The organism is Methylorubrum populi, from assembly GCF_002355515.1.
GTDB lineage: Bacteria > Pseudomonadota > Alphaproteobacteria > Rhizobiales > Beijerinckiaceae > Methylobacterium > Methylobacterium populi_A.
The window spans coordinates 3,759,193-3,777,421 of sequence record NZ_AP014809.1 but is presented as its reverse complement, the minus strand read 5'-3'; the positions used below and the strand labels follow the sequence as shown (position 1 = coordinate 3,777,421).

At 69.7% G+C, this 18,229-nt stretch carries 17 protein-coding genes; 6 read left to right on the top strand and 11 right to left on the bottom strand.

Features of this window, described 5'->3' with window-relative positions; translation table 11 throughout:
* Positions 1-44: 44 nt before the first annotated feature.
* On the bottom strand, positions 45-983 hold the full coding sequence (locus MPPM_RS17455; RefSeq protein ID WP_096486143.1) for a LysR substrate-binding domain-containing protein: 939 nt from the start codon (positions 981-983) through the stop codon (positions 45-47).
* A gap of 147 nt (positions 984-1,130) precedes the next feature.
* Between MPPM_RS17455 and MPPM_RS17450 the strand changes: the two genes are divergently transcribed.
* Positions 1,131-2,720 carry a catalase gene (locus MPPM_RS17450; protein ID WP_096486142.1) on the top strand — a complete coding sequence of 530 codons (1,590 nt, stop codon included), beginning with the start codon at positions 1,131-1,133 and terminating at the stop codon, positions 2,718-2,720.
* 141 nt (positions 2,721-2,861) lie between these two features.
* Here MPPM_RS17450 and MPPM_RS17445 read toward each other — a convergent pair whose 3' ends face one another.
* The 6 genes from MPPM_RS17445 to miaB all read right to left on the bottom strand — a co-directional run bounded on the left by MPPM_RS17445 (position 2,862) and on the right by miaB (position 9,806).
* Positions 2,862-3,584: a BA14K family protein gene (locus MPPM_RS17445; RefSeq protein ID WP_096486141.1), complete on the bottom strand. Its 723-nt coding sequence runs from the start codon at positions 3,582-3,584 to the stop codon at positions 2,862-2,864.
* A gap of 273 nt (positions 3,585-3,857) precedes the next feature.
* A complete protein-coding gene (lnt, locus tag MPPM_RS17440; protein WP_096486140.1) occupies positions 3,858-5,558 on the bottom strand; it encodes an apolipoprotein N-acyltransferase in 1,701 nt (566 codons plus the stop codon).
* A 27-nt stretch (positions 5,559-5,585) separates the two neighbouring features.
* On the bottom strand, positions 5,586-6,728 hold the full coding sequence (locus MPPM_RS17435; protein ID WP_096486139.1) for a hemolysin family protein: 1,143 nt from the start codon (positions 6,726-6,728) through the stop codon (positions 5,586-5,588).
* Positions 6,729-6,764: 36 nt separating this feature from the next.
* On the bottom strand, positions 6,765-7,250 hold the full coding sequence (ybeY, locus tag MPPM_RS17430; RefSeq protein WP_096486138.1) for an rRNA maturation RNase YbeY: 486 nt from the start codon (positions 7,248-7,250) through the stop codon (positions 6,765-6,767).
* Between the two features lie 72 nt (positions 7,251-7,322).
* A complete protein-coding gene (locus tag MPPM_RS17425) occupies positions 7,323-8,429 on the bottom strand; it encodes a PhoH family protein (RefSeq protein ID WP_096486137.1) in 1,107 nt (368 codons plus the stop codon).
* A 36-nt stretch (positions 8,430-8,465) separates the two neighbouring features.
* Complete coding sequence (gene miaB, locus MPPM_RS17420) at positions 8,466-9,806, bottom strand: tRNA (N6-isopentenyl adenosine(37)-C2)-methylthiotransferase MiaB (protein WP_096486136.1); 1,341 nt, start codon at positions 9,804-9,806, stop codon at positions 8,466-8,468.
* Between the two features lie 117 nt (positions 9,807-9,923).
* On the opposite strand from miaB, the gene MPPM_RS17415 reads away from it, so the two are divergent.
* Entirely contained in the window at positions 9,924-10,364 is a 441-nt protein-coding gene (locus tag MPPM_RS17415) for an MEKHLA domain-containing protein (RefSeq protein WP_096486135.1), read from the top strand.
* A 4-nt stretch (positions 10,365-10,368) separates the two neighbouring features.
* Here MPPM_RS17415 and MPPM_RS17410 read toward each other — a convergent pair whose 3' ends face one another.
* The 4 genes from MPPM_RS17410 to MPPM_RS17395 all read right to left on the bottom strand — a co-directional run bounded on the left by MPPM_RS17410 (position 10,369) and on the right by MPPM_RS17395 (position 13,200).
* On the bottom strand, positions 10,369-11,247 hold the full coding sequence (locus MPPM_RS17410) for a lysophospholipid acyltransferase family protein (protein ID WP_096486134.1): 879 nt from the start codon (positions 11,245-11,247) through the stop codon (positions 10,369-10,371).
* A 25-nt stretch (positions 11,248-11,272) separates the two neighbouring features.
* Positions 11,273-11,794 (bottom strand): GNAT family N-acetyltransferase, encoded by a 522-nt coding sequence (locus tag MPPM_RS17405; protein WP_096486133.1) that lies wholly within the window; start codon positions 11,792-11,794, stop codon positions 11,273-11,275.
* Positions 11,791-12,471: a tRNA (adenosine(37)-N6)-threonylcarbamoyltransferase complex dimerization subunit type 1 TsaB gene (tsaB, locus tag MPPM_RS17400; RefSeq protein WP_096486132.1), complete on the bottom strand. Its 681-nt coding sequence runs from the start codon at positions 12,469-12,471 to the stop codon at positions 11,791-11,793. Before tsaB ends, MPPM_RS17405 begins: the two co-directional genes overlap by 4 nt.
* Before the next feature lie 162 nt (positions 12,472-12,633).
* A complete protein-coding gene (locus tag MPPM_RS17395) occupies positions 12,634-13,200 on the bottom strand; it encodes a NifU family protein (protein WP_017486441.1) in 567 nt (188 codons plus the stop codon).
* 202 nt (positions 13,201-13,402) lie between these two features.
* On the opposite strand from MPPM_RS17395, the gene rpoZ reads away from it, so the two are divergent.
* The 4 genes from rpoZ to MPPM_RS17375 all read left to right on the top strand — a co-directional run bounded on the left by rpoZ (position 13,403) and on the right by MPPM_RS17375 (position 18,129).
* A complete protein-coding gene (rpoZ, locus tag MPPM_RS17390) occupies positions 13,403-13,813 on the top strand; it encodes a DNA-directed RNA polymerase subunit omega (RefSeq protein WP_012455261.1) in 411 nt (136 codons plus the stop codon).
* 229 nt (positions 13,814-14,042) lie between these two features.
* Positions 14,043-16,274, top strand: a complete 2,232-nt coding sequence (locus MPPM_RS17385; protein ID WP_096486131.1) for a RelA/SpoT family protein — start codon at positions 14,043-14,045, stop codon at positions 16,272-16,274.
* An 89-nt stretch (positions 16,275-16,363) separates the two neighbouring features.
* Positions 16,364-16,954 carry an orotate phosphoribosyltransferase gene (gene pyrE, locus MPPM_RS17380; RefSeq protein WP_096486130.1) on the top strand — a complete coding sequence of 197 codons (591 nt, stop codon included), beginning with the start codon at positions 16,364-16,366 and terminating at the stop codon, positions 16,952-16,954.
* A gap of 518 nt (positions 16,955-17,472) precedes the next feature.
* Complete coding sequence (locus MPPM_RS17375) at positions 17,473-18,129, top strand: LabA-like NYN domain-containing protein (RefSeq protein WP_096486129.1); 657 nt, start codon at positions 17,473-17,475, stop codon at positions 18,127-18,129.
* Positions 18,130-18,229 lie beyond the last annotated feature (100 nt).

Here is an 18,229-nt window from a genome sequence, read left to right as displayed (position 1 = left end):
ACGACGAGGCCGCGACGCAGCCGTTGCCATCGCCCCTCCGGCGCTCAGGCGCGATACCCCTCGTCTTCCCGGCAAGCGGCGGTGCCGGCCGGGGCGTGCGCCCGGAAGAAGGCCGCGAGATGCGCGAGGCCGGCGGCCCGCGGATCGCTGGAGCGCCAGACGAGCGCGACGGTGCGGCCGGGGCCCTCCCCCTCGAAATGGCGCATCACGGTCAGGCCGCTGGGATCGGGACCGGACGGGACGGCCAGGGCCGGAATGAGGGTGTAGCCGGCGCCCGCCGCCACCATCGAGCGCAGGGTCTCCAGACTCGTCGCGTGCCGGCCGGCGCCCCGCAGCGTGCCGCAGGCGGCGATCGTCTGGTCGCGCAGGCAATTGCCCTCATCGAGCAGCAACAGGTCCGGCCCGCTCAGGTTTTCCGCCCGCGGGGCGGCCCCCTGGGCGAAGATGTGGTCTGCCGGGCAGGCGAGCCTGAACGGCTCCACGAAGAGCGGCGAGACCGTGAGGCCCGACGCCGCCACCGGCAGGGAGACGAGGGCCGCGTCGATGCGCCCGTCGCGCAGCCCGTCGAGGATCTCGGCGGTGCGCGCCTCGCTGAGCGCCAGCGTCAGCAGCGGAAATTCCTGGCGCAGCAGGCGCAGCACGAGAGGGAAGTAGTAGGGGCCGAGCGTCTGGATCGCGGCCAGAACCAGCCGGCCGGTGAGCGGCGAGCCGCGCCCCTCGACGGCGAGCGCCAGCAGGCGCTGCGCCTCGGCCAGCACCACCCGGGCCTGCCGCACGATCCCCTGCCCCGCCACCGTCAGCAGCACGCGACGGTTGGAACGCTCGAACAAGGTTAGTCCGAGCGCGTTCTCCAATTTGCGGACCTGCACGGAAAGCGTCGGCTGGCTCACGTTGCAGCGTTCCGCGGCCCGGCCGAAATGCCCCTCGTCGGCGACAGCCACGACATATTCGAGATCACGCAGGGACAAACCGGAAAGATTCATAGGCTGCATCTATCACAGTGTTTGTGACGATGCATTTGCCAATGGGTCATGCCTGGGTCATACCGTCGAAACAGAATGGTTCCAGGCTGTGCGAACGTGCCGAGCGATCCCACCTGAAGCCCCTGCCTTCCAAGGAGAGAGTGACGCATGAGCGAGAACCGCCCGATTCTGACGACCCGACAGGGCCATCCGGTCCGTGACAACCAGAGCACGCGCACGGTCGGCGAGCGGGGGCCCGCGACGCTCGAGAACTACCAGTTCATCGAGAAGATCACCCACTTCGACCGTGAGCGCATTCCGGAGCGCGTGGTGCATGCCCGCGGCGCCGGCGCCCACGGCTGGTTCGAGGCCTACGGCAAGATCGGCGACGAGCCGGCCTCCAAGTACACCCGCGCCCGTGTCCTCAACGAGACCGGCGTGAAGACGCCGATGTTCGTGCGCTTCTCCACCGTGGCCGGCGCCAAGGAGAGCCCGGAGACCGAGCGCGACCCGCGCGGCTTCGCCGTCAAGTTCAAGACCGTCGAGGGCAACTGGGACCTGGTTGGCAACAACCTCAAAGTCTTCTTCATCCGCGACGCGATCAAGTTCCCCGACATGATCCACGCGTTCAAGCCGGACCCGGTGACGAACCGCCAGGAGGCGTGGCGCTTCTTCGACTTCGTGGCGCAGCACCCCGAAGCCATCCACATGGTGACGTGGCTGAAGTCGCCCTGGGGCATCCCGGCCAATTACCGCGAGATGGAAGGCTCGGGCGTCAACACCTACAAGCTCGTCAACGACAAGGGCGAGGCGGTGCTCTGCAAGTTCCACTGGCAGCCCAAGCAGGGCGTGCGGAACCTGACCTCGGCGCAGGCCTCCGAGATCCAGGCCAAGGATGTCGGCCACGCCACGCGCGACCTCTACGACAACATCCAGGCCGGCAACTTCCCCGAGTGGGAGTTCTGCGTGCAGATCATGCCCGACGGCCCGAACGACCACCTCTCGTTCGATCCGCTGGACGACACGAAGCGCTGGCCCGAGGACCAGTTCCCGCTGCTGCCGGTCGGCCGCATGGTGCTCGACCGCGTGCCGGACAACTTCTTCGCGGAAGTCGAGCAGTCCGCCTTCGGCACGGGCGTGCTCGTCGACGGCATCGACTTCTCGGACGACAAGATGCTCCAGGGGCGCACGCTGTCCTACTCGGACACGCAGCGCTACCGCGTTGGCGCCAACTATCTGCAGCTGCCGATCAACGCGCCGCAGCCCGGCGTGAAGGTCTACTCGAACCAGCGCGACGGCCAGATGACCTACGGCGTCGACGGCACGGGTGCCAACAAGCACATCAACTACGAGCCCTCGACGCTCGGCGAGGGTCTCGCCGAGGCGCCGAAGAAGACCGAATACCACCAGCCGGTGGAGGGACGTCTCGGCCGCTATCAGACCTCGCGCACCGAGGATGATTACGCCCAGGCGGGTCACCGCTACCGGACCTTCGAGGACTGGGAGCGCGAGGACCTGATCGCCAACCTCGTGGCCGACATGAAGCAGTGCCCTGAGCCGATCCAGCTGCGGATGGTCTGGCACTTCTGGCACGCCGACGAGGATTACGGCCGCCGCGTCGCCGAGGGCGCCGGGATCGATCTGGAGAAGGCCAAGGCCCTGCCGCCGCTGCCGGGCCGCGCCGCCCCGCACAAGCGCCTCCAGGCCGAGACCTACACCGAGGGCGGCAACGCCCCGCAGAAGGTCGCCGCGGAGTAACATCCGCGCACCCGGCGGAGGCCCGCCATCGCGCGGGCCATCCTCCGATATGAAAAGCCCCGCCCGACCATCAGGTCGGGCGGGGCTTTTCCGTTTGGGCGAAGACGGGAGCACCGATCAGTGCTCCCGCCGAGGGAGACCTTACGGGCAGGAGCGGCGCACGCCGCGCTTGGCGATGTAGGTCTGGGTCTGCGGATCGTAGGTCTTGAAGCGGCGGGCGCACTCAGCCACCAGATCGTCGTCACCGCCGGACGCGACGCCCGTGGTGACCGTCTCGGTGCCGTAATAGCCGGCCGGCGCGTAGTAGCCGTCGTCGTAGCCGTACCCGTAACCGTAGCCCGGATAGCCGTAGGCGCCGTAGAGGCCGCCGGCGGCGAGGCCGAGCCCGGCTCCGAGCCCTAAGCCGAGCCCGAGACCGCCGTAACCGTAGCCCCGGCGATGCCAGCCGGCGTTGCGCCAGCCGCGGTTGCCGTACCAGCCGCGATTGCCGCCGAAGCCGGGCCGCACGCCCGCGACGCCGTTGCCGAAGCCCGGACGACCGGGTCCGAAACCAGGACGGCCGGCGCCGAAGCCCGGCCGCACACCCGCGACACCGGCGCCGAAGCCCGGGCGGCCAGCACCGAAACCGGGACGGCCGGCGAAGCCGCCCGCACCCAGACCAGCGCCGCCACCGCGGAAGCCGCCGCCGGCGAACCCGCCGCCACGGCCGAAGCCGGTGACACCGCCGGCGCCGAGGGCGCTGCGGAAATTGCCGCCGCCGAGACCGCCGGAGCCGCCGACGCCGATCGGGCGCGCATCCGCGCTCGCCGGAAGATAGGCCAGCGCGCCGATCAGCGCGGCCGAGGCCAGGAACATGCGGTTCATCGTGGTTTCCTTGTCGATCGAGAGGGAAGCCTGGACCGAAAATCGAACGGCAGGATCAGGCGTTATGTTTGAAACTCTCGATGACGGCACTCGATCCTACGGCCAAGATTGTTCGAATGTCGCGGGACGGCCGCGCCTCTTCTGCGGAACATTGAGCGGCCCGCCACAAAGCGGTGCGGCAACGCGCCGACGAACTTCGGCCGACGTTCTGAGATGGGGCGATGACGCAGGCGGTGCCGGAAGACGGCGCCTCGGCTCCGCGTCCCGGGACGGTCAGGCCCGGCGGTGCGCGGCCAGCGCGATCAGGAGGCAGGCGACGAGGCCGATCCCGAAGGACAGGTCGCCGAAGCTGGCATAGAGGGTGCGGCCGGGCAGCCGGGCCGGCAGGCTCGCATCGAGCACGCCCTCGACGCCCAGCGGCAGGCTCGCCACGACGCGGCCATGGGCATCGACCACCGCCGAGATGCCGGAATTGGCGTCGCGCACCAGCGGAAGCCCCTCTTCCACCGCCCGCAACCGGGCCTGCGCGAAGTGCTGGCGCGGGCCTGGCGTGTCGCCGAACCACGCATCGTTGGTGAGGTTGAGGATCAGCCCCGGCACCGCGGGGGCACCCTCGGCCGGATCGGGCGGCAGGATCGCGCCGGGGAAGATCGCCTCGTAGCAGATCGTCGCCGCGACCGGCGGCAGGCCCGGCACGTTGAGGATGCGCTGGCCGGCCCGGTCGCCCGCGGTGAAGCCGCCGGGGACGGACACGAACTGGCGCAGGCCCAAGGCCCGCAGGAGCGCGTCGAGCGGTCCCGGCAGGTACTCGCCGAAGGGCACGAGATGGACCTTGTTGTAGGTGTCGCCGAACTGCCCGCCGGCGCCGATCGTCAGGATGGAATTGAAGAAGACCGCGTTCTCGCGGGTCAGCCGCTCGCCCTCGGGCAACTCGCGCACCCGCGCGGCGCCGGTGATGAGCTGCGTACCTGCCGGCAGGGCTGCGCCGATCCGGCCGAGTGCCTCCGGATCGCGCTGGACCAGGAAGGGAAAGGCCGATTCCGGCCAGATCAGATGGGTGACGTCGGCGATGCCGGTCCGGTCGGGTGAGAGCGCCCGGTCGCTGAGTTCGAGATACTTGCCGACGATGCGCTCGCGGTTGGCGGAGCCGAACTTGTCGTCCTGCGGGATGTTGGGCTGGATCAGCCGCAGGCGCACGCCGGCCACGGTCGGATCGGGGGCGGAAGGCACGCGCCCGGCGCCGTAGGCCGCGAGCCCCGCGAGCACGACGAGGGCCGCGAGCGCCGGTCCGAACCGGCCGCGGGGCGTGGCGCCGGTGGCCAGCGTCGCGGGAGCGGCGGCGATCAGGACCGCGAGCAGGGTCAGGCCGTAGAGGCCGACGAGCGAGGCCGCCTGCATGGTCCAGAGGTTGCCCCCGAGCGCCATCCCGAGGGTGTTCCAGGGAAAGCCCGTGAGCACGTGCCCGCGCAGCCACTCGGCAGCGGCGAGGCCGAAGGCGAGCGCGGCGATGCGGCTCGCTCCCCGCGACCAGACAAGGCGGGCGGCGGCGAAGCCCGCGGCGAAGAACAGGGCGAGCACGGCGGGCAGGCCGACGACGCCCAGCGGCAGGGCCCAGGCGAACTGATCCGCCTCCACGAGGAAGGCGGCGCCGAGCCACCACAGGCCGGCGGTGAAGAAGCCGAACCCCCAGGCCCAGCCGATCCCGGCGCAGACCCACACCGTGCGCCGGCCCGCGCCGCCGATCGCCGCGCCGTCGATCAGCCAGACCGCGACGCAGAGCGAGACGACGAGCGCCGGGAACAGCCCGAAGGGCGGCATGGCCAGCGCGCCGCAGGCGCCGGCCGCGACGGCGATCGCCGCCCGCACCCAGCCCTGACTCAGGATGATCCGGTGCGCGACGGCCTCGAGGAGGCCGGTCCGCGCCGCGGCCGGGCCTAGTCCGGCGCCGGACGCGCGGCCGAGCGGAGCGGTCATGCCTTGTCGCTTCGTTCCGTTGTGACGTTACCGGCCGGCTTCGGCAGTCTGTGCCGTCTCCGGATCCGTCGAGGCGTTCGGCATCGGGCGCGGCGGCGGCAGGGCGAGCGGCACCACGGTGCCGATCTTGGCCGGCGCGCGCTGGAGCTTGATCCGTTTCACCCGCCGGGGGTCGGCGTCGAGCACCTCGAACTCGATGTCCTCGGGCCCGGCGATCCGCTCGCCACGCTCGGGCACCCGCCCGGCCAGGGTGACGATCAGGCCGCCGATCGTATCGATCTCCTCGGCCACCTCGCCGAAGGCGGCGGCGAGATCGAGGCCGGTGGCCTCCGACACCTCCGCGAGCCCGGCGCGGGCGTCGGCGATGTAGGCTTCCGTCTCGCCTTCCATGCGGTTGACGAGCCGGCCCTCGGCCACGTCGTGCTCGTCCTCGATGTCGCCGACCACCATCTCGATCAGATCCTCGATCGAGATCAGCCCGTCGGTGCCGCCATACTCGTCGATGACGAGCGCCATGTGGGTGCGCGTGGCCTGCATCCGCACCAGCAGGTCGATGGCCGGCATGGAGGGCGGCACGAACAGAACCGGGCGCTGGATGCGGGTGGAGGCGAGCGTCGCGGTGAGATCGACCTTGCCGAGGTCGAGGCTGCGGAGCGCCCCGCGGGCGGAGGCCGTGCGACGCGGACGCGGCGTGGGCTTGGCCTCGCCGTCGGTCACGGCTTGCGGTGCCGGGCGGCGCGGCGCGGTCTCGGCCTGCGTCGCGAGATACTCCACGAAATCGCGGATGTGGACCATGCCGCGGGGATCGTCGAGGGTCTCGCCGTAGACCGGCAGGCGCGAATGGCCGGCGGTGCGGAACAGCCTCAGGAGGTCGCCGAGGCTGGTGTCGCTGGCCACCGCCACGATGTCGGCGCGGGGCAGCATCACGTCGTCGACCCGCACCTTGTGCAGGCCGAGCACGTTCTTGAGCATGGCCCGTTCGAGGGGGGAGAAGGCGTCCTCGCCCGTATCGGGCTCGGCCAGGGCCTCCTCGATGTCGGTGCGAAGGGAGTCGCGCGGACGCAGGTTGAAGACGTTCAGCAGACGATCGTACCACGCCTCGCGTGGGGGCGGTTCGGCGTCCGCGGCTGGCGCGGCCAGGGCCGCGCCGCGACTTCGGTCGTTGGTCATGGGTCTCTGGATTGGATGCGGCGGGAGTGCCGGGTGTCAGTCGTCGTAGGGATTCGGGATGCCGAGAGTCCGGAGCGCGGCGACCTCGAGCGCCTCCATGGCGTCGGCCTCTGCCTCGCCGGTCTCATGGTCCTGTCCGAGAAGGTGAAGGGTGCCATGGACGAGGAGGTGGGCGAAATGGTGCTCGAACGGCTTCGACTGCTCCGCACTCTCGCGCACGAGCGTGTCATACGCAAGAACGACGTCGCCGAGCGGCCGCGCCATGCCCGGCTGGAGCGGCCCGCCTGCTGCCGGAAATGACAACACGTTGGTGGGCTTATCCTTGTTTCGCCAGGTTCGGTTCAGGCTCTGGACGGTGGCATCGTCGGCCAGGAGGATGCTCACCTCGACGGGTCCCGAGGCCGAATCGGGCAGAATCGCCAACCCGGCCTCGACCGCCCGGAGCGTGAACGCCTCCAGGTCGGGGACGGCCTGTTCCCAGCGCGCATCCTCGACGGCGATGTCGATCTCGTTGTCGCTCATGTGTGAGTCTGGTCCAGCGCCGTCAACGTCCGTGCGGTGCCGTGAAATCCGCGATTCGGTCCGTCAGAGCCATTACGCCAGCGGCCGGCGCCGCGGGTTCGGGTTGCGGTCGGTCTCCGCCTCGCCGTGGGAGGCGGCCTCGTAGGCGGTGACGATGCGGCGCACGAGGTCGTGGCGCACCACGTCCACATCGCGGAAGCGCACGCGGCCGATGCCCTCGACGCCGTCGAGCACGTTCACCGCCTCAACGAGACCGGATTTCTGGCCCGGCGGCAGGTCAATCTGGCTCGGATCGCCGGTGATGATCATGCGCGAGTTCTCGCCGAGCCGCGTCAGGAACATCTTCATCTGCATCGAGGTGGTGTTCTGCGCCTCATCCAGCAGCACCACGGCGTTGGTCAGCGTGCGCCCGCGCATGAAGGCGAGCGGCGCGATCTCGATGATGCCGGTCTGCAGGCCGCGGTCGACGTGGCGCGCCTCCATGAAGTCGTAGAGCGCGTCGTAGATCGGGCGGAGGTACGGATCGACCTTCTCACGCATGTCGCCCGGCAGGAAGCCGAGCCGCTCGCCGGCCTCGACCGCGGGCCGCGACAGGATCAGCCGCTCGGCATGGCCCTGCTCCAAGAGCGAGACTGCGTGGCCGACGGCGAGCCAGGTCTTTCCGGTGCCGGCGGGGCCTTCGGCGAAGACGAGTTCATTGGCGCGCAGGAGCTTGATGTAGTCGCTCTGCGCCGCATTGCGGGCGCGCACGCCGCCGCGCTTGCGGGTGGCGATCTGCTCGAATTGCTCGCGGCCGTTATCCGTCGCGATTTCGGCGGAGGGGAACAGGTTGCCCTGGACGGTGACCTCCTGGATCACCCCGTCCACGTCGCCGAGGGTGAGGGTCGTGCCCCCCTTCTGCACCCGGGCGTAGAGCCGCTCGAACACGCGCCGCGCCTTCTCGGCCGCCTCGGGCGTACCCTTGACGACGAGGTGGTTGCCGAGCGCGGTGCCGGTGATGCCGAGACGCCGCTCGATATGGGCGACGTTCTGGTCGTACTGGCCGAAGACGAGGCTGGCGAGCCGGTTGTCATCGAAGGTCAGCGAGACCTCGACGGCCTCGGAGAGCCCGGGGCGCGCCGGCGAGGGGCGGTTGTTGCGGCCGGCGGGGCCACGGGCGGACGCAACGTCAATCGGCACGCGAGAGATCCGAAATGGTAATGTGCCTCATATAGGTCACGCGGCCGCCGCCGCACCCTCCAGCACCTCGCCGAACAGGCTGTTCGAGCCCGCGCGCGTGATCCGCACCGGGACCAGCGTACCGATGGTAGAGGCTGGCGCGTCGAACTGCACCGCCTGAAGATGCGGCGTCTTGCCCGCGACCTGCCCCGGATGCCGGCCGGTCTTCTCGACCAGGATCTCGGCGACGGTGCCGACCGCCGCCGCGTTGAAGGCGTGGCGCTGCGCGTCGAGAAGCTGCTGCAGGGCGGCGAGCCGCTCCGTCTTCACCGCCTCCGGCACCGCGTCCTCGCGCTCCGCCGCCGGAGTGCCGGCCCGCGGGCTGTACTTGAACGAGAAGGCCGCCGCGAAGCCGATATCGGCGACGAGCCGCATCGTGTCGGCGAAGTCGGCATCCGACTCGCCGGGGAAGCCGACGATGAAGTCCGAGGACAGGGCGATGTCGGGCCGCGCGTTCCGGATGCGCTCGATCAGCCGGCGATAGGCGTCGCCGGTATGGCGGCGGTTCATGGCGTGGAGGATGCGGTCCGAGCCCGACTGCACCGGCAGGTGCAGGTAGGGCATCACCAGCGGGTTTTTCGCGTGGGCGGCAATGAGATCGTCGGCGAAGTCGTTGGGATGGCTCGTGGTGTAGCGCAGGCGAACCAGGCCCGGCACCGCACTGAGCGCGTCCATAAGGAAACCGAGCGTCGCCGGAGCGCCGTCCGGTCCGTCGCCGTGATAGGCGTTGACGTTCTGGCCGATCAGCGTGATCTCGCGCACCCCGCCCTCGACGAGGCGGCGCGCCTCCTCGACCACCGCCGCCACCGAGCGCGAGACCTCCGCGCCGCGGGTATAGGGCACGACGCAGAAGGCGCAGAACTTGTCGCAGCCCTCCTGCACCGTGAGGAAGCCGGTGACGCCGCGGTTGCGCCGGGCGGGCAGGTGATCGAATTTGTCCTCGACCGGGAATTCGGTGTCGACGACGCGGCTCTCGCGCGACTGGCGCAGCAGGTCCGGCAGGCGGTGGTAGCTCTGCGGGCCGACCACCACGTCCACCGCCGGCGCGCGGGACAGAATCTCGCGGCCCTCGGCCTGGGCGACGCAGCCCGCCACGACGATGCGGGTGTCCTGCCCGCTCTCGGCGCGCTCGCCCTTGAGCACGCGCAGCCGCCCCAGCTCCGAATAGACCTTCTCGGCGGCCTTCTCGCGGATGTGGCAGGTGTTGAGGACGACGACATCGGCCTCCTCGACCGACTCCGTCGCGCTGTAGCCCTCGGCCGCCAGCACGTCGGCCATGCGGCCGGCGTCGTAGGCGTTCATCTGGCAGCCGTAGGACTTGACGTAGGCTTTCTTCAAGATCGCAAACCCTGCCGCGGCAGGCGGCGCTTTTTGGGGACTTTCCGTTGGTTCGGCCCTTTATCACGGTTCGAACGCCGACACGATTCTCTTGAACACGCCCGAAAAGGCTCGCCCGTGAGACCCGCCGACGACCCCGCCTTCTTCGCCCTGCTGGCCGGCAGCTTCCTGCGCCTCGTCGGCCGCCCGCTCCTCCCCGAGCCGGGGCTCGGGCCGGATTGGCTCTACGCATCGGCGCCCTTCGCGGTGCTGGCGCACGACACGAGCGCCGATCCGCTCTTCGTCTACGCCAACCGCGCGGCCCAGCGGGCCTTCGGTTACACTTGGGAGGAATTCGTCGGCATGCCCTCGCGCCTCTCGGCGGAGGCGCCGGAACGGGCCGAGCGGCAGCGCCTGCTCGATGCGGTCGCCCGCGACGGCTTCGTCTCGGGCTATGCCGGCATCCGGGTCGCCAAGGACGGGCGGCGCTTCCCCGTCACCGAAGGCATCGTCTGGCAGCTCGTCGATGAGGGCGGGATCGTCCGCGGGCAGGCGGCGACCTTTCCGCTGCCGGCCTGATCGGTCAGACCGCGGCGATGCCGGGCGCCGAGACGTCGGCGCCCTCTCCCGCCGGGCTCGGCAGGACGGGGGCGGGCCGCCCCACGGATCCGCCGAGGCGGATCTCGCGCAAGCCCTGCCGCACGGCGGCCTCGGCCTGGGCGGTCGCGACTTTGCGGTCGGTGGCGGCGTCGAAGGCGATCGGTGCGCCCCAGTTCACGTGAACGTCGATGGGGCCGCGATTGGCGAACAGGGCGAGATGCGGCGCGAGTTCCATGTCGCCGTACCACGCGATCTCCGGCCGCTCGGCGCGGGTCACGGGCAGGCCGTTGCGGCGCGGATAGGCCAGGGCCAGGGGCTGGAGCCGGATGCGGGCCAGTCCGCCGGCCTCGGCCGAGAGGGCCGCGCGGGCCGCGCCCACCAGGGAAGAGCGGAACGGCAGCAGCCGCAGCCCGTCGCCGGTGGTGCCTTCCGCGAACAGCACGATCAGGTCGCCGCTCACGAGCCGCTCACCCACCGTCGCGTTGACGCTGGCAGTCGCCGCGCGCTTGGCGCGCTCGATGAAGACGGTGCGCTGGAGCTTGGCCAGGGAGCCGATCAGCGGCCAGCCCTCGATCTCGGACTTTGCCACGAAGGAGAGCGGGCGCAGCGAGCCGAGCGCGACGATGTCGAGCCAGGAGACGTGGTTGGCCAGCACCAGGGCCGGCTCGCCCGGCTGCGGCGGCGTACCCGTCTGCGTCACGCGGACCGAGAACAGGCGCAGGAACAGACGGTGGAACAGCACTGGGATGTGCGCGGCGAGCCGCCCCCGCCCGAAGCGCAGGCTGAGCCAGTGCGGCCCGATCACGATGAGGAAGGCCAGGGCCTGGATGAACAGGCGCAGGCCGATGCCGGCACGCGTCATCGGCCGGCCGTGCTCGCGCTCTCCATCACGACAACGACGCGCTCATGGTGAGCGCGGTCGCCCGGCTGCCGTCGGGCAGCGGGTAGTATCCCTTGCGCTCACCGACCTTGAGGAAGCCGTGGCGCGCGTAGAGCTTCAGGGCGGGCGTGTTGCCCTCGTCCACCTCGAGATGGACGGTGCGAATGCCGGCGAAGGCCAGGGAAGTCAGGTGCTCGCTCAAGAGCCGACGGCTGTGCCCGCCGCCGCGAGCGGAGGGCGCCAGCACGATGGTGAGGATCTCGGCCTCGTCCATCGCCTTGCGCGACAGCACGAAACCCAGCAGCGCGTTGCCCCGGCGCAGGGCGTGCGCCTCGGTGGAGCGCTCGCACAGCATGCGCTCGAATTCGTGCGCCGCCCAGGGGCGGGCGAAGGCGGTGGCGTGCAGCTTTTCCAGGTCGGCCGCCTGGCCCGCGTCCCGCAGGGGCGCGACGTAGGGCACGGAGCCCCAGGCGTCCCACCACGCGGACCACCAATCGAGCGGCCAGAACGGGGAGACGGTGCGCGTCATGCCCTTGCGAGCCTCGCATGGTCCTGCGGCTGGGCGTCCGGCCCGCGCAGGTAGAGGGGGCGCGGCAGCGCCTGCTCCGGATCGGCCACGAGCCCGAGTGAGGCGACCCAGGCGATCTGCGGCGCGCCGGTCTCGGCGACCTCGACGGTGAGGCCCGCCGCGCCGGCCGCGGCAGCGAGGGCGGGAGCCCCGGAGCCGGTGAGGATTGCGCGCCTGCCGCCGAGCAGGCCGACCGCCTCCTTCAGACTGACGTGGCGGGGCGGGATCACCGTGCCCTCGGCCACGCTCATGGCCTGGAGGTAGACCGCGCCGTGGCGCGCATCGATGGCGGCGACGACTGCGTCATCGCCGTTGAGCGCGAGCTGGGGAGCCAGCAGGGCGGACAGGGTCGTGACGCCGACAATGGGGATGCCGGTGGCGAGCCCGATGGCGCGGGCGGCGGAGAGGCCGACGCGCAGGCCGGTATAGCTGCCTGGCCCGACCGTGACCGCGACCCGGTCAAGGCCGCCGAAGCCGCCCTCGACCCGGGCCATGACCCGCTCGATCAGCGGCAGAAGCGCCTCGGCGTGGCCGCGCACGAGCGGCATCGACTCTTCGGCGAGCAGGTCGTCGCTGTCGTCGGTGGCCACGCAAGCCGCGCAGGCTTCGAGCGCCGTATCGATGGCAAGGATCCGCAAACGTCGATTCCATCCGGCGGCGGGCCACAGGCGCCCGCCATCGGATCCAGTTTAGGACGAAATGTTTCCGCGCGTCAGCGCATCCGCGGCCGGGCTCCCCAGGAAGCGGGGCGGTGTTGCACCGGCGCCAGCGGAGCCGGCGCCCGATTCAGATCGCTTGAATCAAATGGCCTGCACTTCCCGCACGGAGGGCAGGAAATGGCGGAACAGGTTCTGCACGCCCTGGCGCAGGGTCGCGGTGGAGGACGGGCAGCCCGAGCAGGCGCCCTTCATCTCAAGATAGACGATGCCGTCGCGATAGCCGCGGAAGGTGATGTCGCCGCCATCGCCCGCCACCGCCGGGCGAACCCGCGTCTCGAGCAGGTCCTTGATGGTGGCGACGGTGTCGTGATCGGCCTCGTCGTAGAATTCCTCGGTGTCGTCCTCGGCCAGCGCCGTGCCCTCGGCGAGCACCGGACGGCCGGACTGGAAGTGGTCCATGATCGCGCCGAGAACCGCCGGCTTCACCTGCGGCCACTCGTTCACGCCGTCGGCCTTGGTCACCGAGATGAAGTCGTGCCCGAAATAGACGCCGGAGACGCCGGGCACCGCGAACAGGGCGGTGGCGAGGGGCGAGCGCTCTGCGCCGGCCGCGTCGCGGGCCTCGAAGGTGCCCTCGGGCAGGACCACGCGGCCGGGCAGGAACTTGAGCGTGGCGGGGTTCGGCGTAGCTTCGGTCTGGATGAACATCGAAAAATCCTCGGGTCCGCTGGCGCCGGTTCAAGGCCGGCCGGGAGTGGTGCCGGGATCGACCGGCGCCGCTTTCCATGTGGACCGGGAGGGAGGGATTCTCAACCTGTCCCGCGACTTGTTGCGCGGCGGCATCCGGTGTAGGAAGCCCGTTCATCACGCATATCGTTCGTATCCGCGCCTGAGGAAGGAGCCGCCTCGCATGGCTCGCGTCACCGTCGAAGACTGCATCGAGAAGGTCGAGAACCGCTTCGAGCTGGTCCTGCTCGCCAGCCACCGCGCCCGCCTGCTCGCCGCCGGCGCCCCTCTGACCGTCGAGCGCGACCGCGACAAGAACCCGGTCGTGGCCCTGCGCGAGATCGGCGACGAGACGATCACGGCCGAGGATCTCAAGGAGCAGCTCATCCACTCGATGCAGAAATACGTCGAGGTGGACGAGCCGGAGGCCGAGACCGTGCCGCTGCTGTCGAGCTCGCCCGCCGCCGCGGCGGTGGCGCCCCAATCGTCGTCCGACGACAAGGACGTGCAGTTCGATCGCATGAGCGAGGAAGATCTCCTGCGCGGCCTGGAGAACCTGGCCCCGCCGACCGAGACCGACGACGAGGGCGAGTAAGCGCCCCTCCTGTTCCGCATTTCGCGCCCGCCCTCGGTCTCCGAGCGGCGGGCGTTCTCGTTTCAGCTGGCCCGGCCTGCAGCCGGTGCAGGGCACGGGAAACAGTTACGCTCCGTCTGCGACGCCTTGGGTCTGGCGCAAAAGGCGCCGATGCGGGAAGCTGTTGCGCGACGACCGTGGCCGGTCCCGGCCGGGCTTCCGACACATTGAGAGCAGGATCCTTCGGCGGATGATGCGCCAGTACGAACTCGTGGAGCGGGTCAAACGCTACAACCCGGCCGCGAACGAAGCGCTTCTGAACCGCGCCTACGTTTACGCCATGCGCGCGCACGGCACGCAGAAGCGCGCCTCGGGCGATCCCTTCTTCGCCCATCCCCTCGAAGTCGCCGCGATCCTCACCGACCTGCGCCTGGACGACGCGACCATCGTCGCCGCCGTGCTGCACGACACGGTGGAGGACACCGCCGCCACCCTCGACGAGATCCGCGAGATCTTCGGGCCGGAGATCGGCGCGCTGGTCGACGGGCTGACCAAGCTCAAGCGCCTCGACCTCGTCTCGAAACGGGCCGTGCAGGGCGAGAATTTCCGGAAACTGCTCCTCGCGGTGGCCGAGGACGTGCGGGTGCTGCTGGTCAAGCTCGCCGACCGCCTGCACAACATGCGCACCCTCCACTTCATGCGCGACGACAAGCGGGCGCGGATCGCCGAGGAGACGCTGGACATCTACGCGCCGCTGGCCGGCCGCATGGGTATGCAGGAGCTGCGCGACGAGCTGGAAGACCTCTCCTTCCGCACCCTCAAGCCCGAGATCTACGCCACCATCACCAAGCGGCTCGAAGACCTCTCGGCGAAGTCCGGCAGCGTCATCGAGAGCATTGAGCATGATCTCACCGCCCGGCTCGCGGCGCGCGGCATCACCGCCCAGGTGAAGGGACGGCTGAAGAAGCCGTTCTCGATCTGGTCGAAGATGGAGCGCAAGTCGGTCGCCTTCGAGCAGCTCTCCGATATCGTCGGCTTCCGCGTGATCGTCGGGACGGTGGCGGATTGCTACGCCGCGCTCGGCGTGGTCCACACCAGCTGGCCGATGGTGCCGGGCCGCTACAAGGACTACGTCTCGACGCCCAAGCAGAACGATTACCGCTCGATCCATACCACGGTGATCGGGCCGAAGCGCCAGCGCGTCGAGCTTCAGATCCGCACCGCCGAGATGGACGAGATCGCCGAGTACGGCATCGCCGCCCACGCCCACTACAAGGAGGCCGGTAAGGAAGGCGCGGAAGGCGAGGTCCACCCCCGGCTCGCCACCGAGAGCGGGGCCTACCAGTGGCTGCGCCGGACCATCGAACTCCTGGCCGAGGGCGACTCGCCGGAGGAGTTCCTGGAGCACACCAAGCTGGAGCTGTTTCAGGATCAGGTGTTCTGCTTCACCCCGAAGGGGCGCCTGATCGCCCTTCCGCGCGGCGCCACGCCGATCGATTTCGCCTATGCCGTCCACACCGATGTCGGCAACACCGCCGTCGGCGCCAAGATCAACGGGCGCCTCGCCCCCCTGCTGCACGAACTCGCCAACGGCGACGAGGTCGAGATCGCCCGCTCCGACGGCGCCTCGCCGCCGGCCGCCTGGGAATCGCTCGTCGTCACCGGCAAGGCCCGCGCCGCGATCCGCCGGGCGACTCGCGCCGCGGTGCGGCGGCAATATGCCGGGCTGGGCCGCCAGATCCTCGACCGCGCCTTCGAGCGGGCCGGCAAGAGCTTCTCGGAGGAGAAGCTGCGCGGCGCCCTGCCCCGGCTCGCCCGCGCCTCGACCGAAGACGTCTTCGCCGCCGTCGGGCGCGGCGAGATGTTTTCCGGGGACGTGGTCAAGGCGGTCTATCCCGACTTCAAGGACGAGCGCCGCGCCGGCGCGAGCGGCGGTCCGGCGGCCAGCGGGGCCGCGGGGCGGCTCACCCGTTCCAAGGATCAGACCATGCGGCTGACCTTCTCGGGGGAGCCGGATGGGGCGGCAAGTCCGGGCAGTATCCCGATCCGCGGCCTGGCCGGCGATCTGCCGGTGAGCTTTGCTCCGAACGGCGGCGCCCTGCCGGGGGACCGCATCGTCGGCATCCTCACTCCCGGCGTCGGCGTAACGATCTATCCGATCCAGTCGGCGGCGCTGGCCGCCTTCGACAACGAGCCCGAGCGCTGGCTCGACGTGCGCTGGGACGTCGAGGGCTCGCAGGAACGCTTTCCCGCCAAGCTCGCGCTCGAATCGATCAACGAGCCGGGCACGCTGGCCCAGATCGCCCAGGTCATCGCCGAGCACGACGGCAACATCGACAACGTTTCGATGAAGCGGCGCACGCAGGACTTCACCGATATCGCAATCGATCTCTCGGTTCCTGACCTGAAACACCTCACCGCCATCGTCGCGGATCTGCGCGGCAAGCGTTCGGTCAGCCGCGTCGAGCGCGTGAACGGTTAGAGCTTCGAGCCCGGCCGTTCGCGCTCGGCTTGCGCCCCGCGCGCGTCGCTGCAACAAGCGGCGGAAGACGGGTTGGCGAGCGGATAGTCATGACACCGGAAGACGTTCTCGAAGAGTTCCGTTCCGCGGGGGCGCTGCTGCAGGGACACTTCATCCTCAGCTCCGGGCTGCGCTCGCCGACCTTCCTGCAGAAGATGACGATCTTTTCCGATCCCGCGCGCACCGAGCGGCTGTGCCGGGCGCTGGCGGAGGTGATCACGAAGCAGTTCGGTCGGATCGACATCGTGGTCTCGCCGGCCATCGGCGGCATCATCCCCGGTTACGAGACCGCTCGCCATCTCGGCGCCAAGGCGATCTTCGTCGAGCGCGACCCGGGCGGCCCCTTCACCTTGCGCCGCGGTTTCTCGATCCCCGCGGGCGCCCGCGCCGTGATCGTCGAGGACATCGTGACGACCGGCCTCTCGGCCCGCGAATGCCTCGCCTCCCTGAAGGACGAGGCCGGAGAGGTGGTCGGCGCGGCCTGCCTGATCGATCGTTCCGGCGGCCGCGGCGAGATCGGCCTGCCGCTCGTCTCCCTCGTTACCCTCGATATCCCGACCTATGCCCCCGACGCCCTTCCGCCGGAACTCGCCGCCCTCCCCGCGGTCAAGCCGGGCAGCCGAGCGATATCGATGCCCTGACGCAAGGTCATTCGCCGCACGGCCGACGTTCCTACTCTGCAACGGGAGTCGCCGAAGGTTCCGCTAAGTTGAGCCGTACGGATTTGCGTGCGGCGTCAACTTCAGGTGTGTACTTCTTCCATATGGTCCGTCGCGCACGGCGTCTTGCAATTGTTGGTATGGAACTGAATTTTTCAGCTCTCTCTTGGTTGTGGGGCGACATCTTCGCCGGCGGTGCCGAAGAGTCGCGTTAACTCCTTCTGGCGCTTGACAGAGCTTGCACCCTAGGTCACCACGTGGTGTCTCGGTTCGGTGCCGTCCGTGCCGTCGCGAGCGCTGCAATTCTCCGACATCACGATTCGCCGGCCCACGCGACGACCTGTTCGAGCCGCGGCCTCCATCGGAACTCGGAAGCGATTACCCATCGGAAACGCAAGGTGCCGGGCTTCACCTGCGCATCGGACTCGCGTTTGTCTGTACTGCGTTCATGCCTGAATTTTCAGTCAAATGACTTTCAGCTCCAGCACACGGATCGATCAATGAGTGATAAGCAACGTACCGCGATTTTCATCGACGGCGCAAATTTGTATGCGACTACGAAGGCGCTCGGTTTCGACATCGATTACAAGCGTCTGCTCAAGGATTTTCAGAGCCGTGATAATCTCATTCGAGCTTTCTACTACACGGCGATGATCGAGGATCAGGAATACTCCTCGATCCGTCCCCTGATCGACTGGCTTGATTACAACGGATACCGCGTCGTCACCAAGCCGGTGAAGGAGTTCACCGACTCGGCCGGCCGCCGCAAGATCAAGGGCAACATGGACATCGAGCTCGCGATCGACGCGCTCGAACTCGCTCCGTACATCGACCACATGGTGCTGTTCTCCGGCGACGGCGATTTCCGCTCGCTGGTGGAGGCGATCCAGCGCCGCGGCGTCCGCGTCTCCGTGGTCTCGACGATCCAGACCCAGCCGGCGATGATTGCCGACGACCTGCGCCGTCAGGCGGACGAGTTCGTCGATCTGGCCCATCTCGCGAATCGGATCGGCCGTGACCCGAGCGAGCGCCCTGCCCGCGCCGCCGGCGACAGCCCGCGCCGCGATTTCACCGAGCGCGCGCCCCGCGCCAATCCGGGTCTGGAGAGCCGTTACGGCATCCGTCCCGGTCCGTCCGACGAAGAATCGGAAGGCTGAGCGCAGTACCGCTCTTCGAACCGCGATGACGGGAGAGTGACCCTCACCGTCATCGCGAGGCAGGGCCGTGGCAATCCAGGACGCCACTCCATTCGGAAGG

What these genes read in the sequence shown, in the direction of transcription:
- lnt (WP_096486140.1), bottom strand. Translation starts at nt 5,558, where the DNA reads ATGACCGCTCCGCTCGGCCGCGCGTCCGGCGCCGGACTAGGCCCGGCC.
- MPPM_RS17445 (WP_096486141.1), bottom strand. Translation starts at nt 3,584, where the DNA reads ATGAACCGCATGTTCCTGGCCTCGGCCGCGCTGATCGGCGCGCTGGCC.
- MPPM_RS17455 (WP_096486143.1), bottom strand. Translation starts at nt 983, where the DNA reads ATGAATCTTTCCGGTTTGTCCCTGCGTGATCTCGAATATGTCGTGGCT.
- MPPM_RS17405 (WP_096486133.1), bottom strand. Translation starts at nt 11,794, where the DNA reads ATGACGCGCACCGTCTCCCCGTTCTGGCCGCTCGATTGGTGGTCCGCG.
- MPPM_RS17450 (WP_096486142.1), top strand. Translation starts at nt 1,131, where the DNA reads ATGAGCGAGAACCGCCCGATTCTGACGACCCGACAGGGCCATCCGGTC.
- MPPM_RS17385 (WP_096486131.1), top strand. Translation starts at nt 14,043, where the DNA reads ATGATGCGCCAGTACGAACTCGTGGAGCGGGTCAAACGCTACAACCCG.
- MPPM_RS17410 (WP_096486134.1), bottom strand. Translation starts at nt 11,247, where the DNA reads ATGACGCGTGCCGGCATCGGCCTGCGCCTGTTCATCCAGGCCCTGGCC.
- MPPM_RS17375 (WP_096486129.1), top strand. Translation starts at nt 17,473, where the DNA reads ATGAGTGATAAGCAACGTACCGCGATTTTCATCGACGGCGCAAATTTG.
- rpoZ (WP_012455261.1), top strand. Translation starts at nt 13,403, where the DNA reads ATGGCTCGCGTCACCGTCGAAGACTGCATCGAGAAGGTCGAGAACCGC.
- ybeY (WP_096486138.1), bottom strand. Translation starts at nt 7,250, where the DNA reads ATGAGCGACAACGAGATCGACATCGCCGTCGAGGATGCGCGCTGGGAA.
- MPPM_RS17395 (WP_017486441.1), bottom strand. Translation starts at nt 13,200, where the DNA reads ATGTTCATCCAGACCGAAGCTACGCCGAACCCCGCCACGCTCAAGTTC.
- pyrE (WP_096486130.1), top strand. Translation starts at nt 16,364, where the DNA reads ATGACACCGGAAGACGTTCTCGAAGAGTTCCGTTCCGCGGGGGCGCTG.
- MPPM_RS17435 (WP_096486139.1), bottom strand. Translation starts at nt 6,728, where the DNA reads ATGACCAACGACCGAAGTCGCGGCGCGGCCCTGGCCGCGCCAGCCGCG.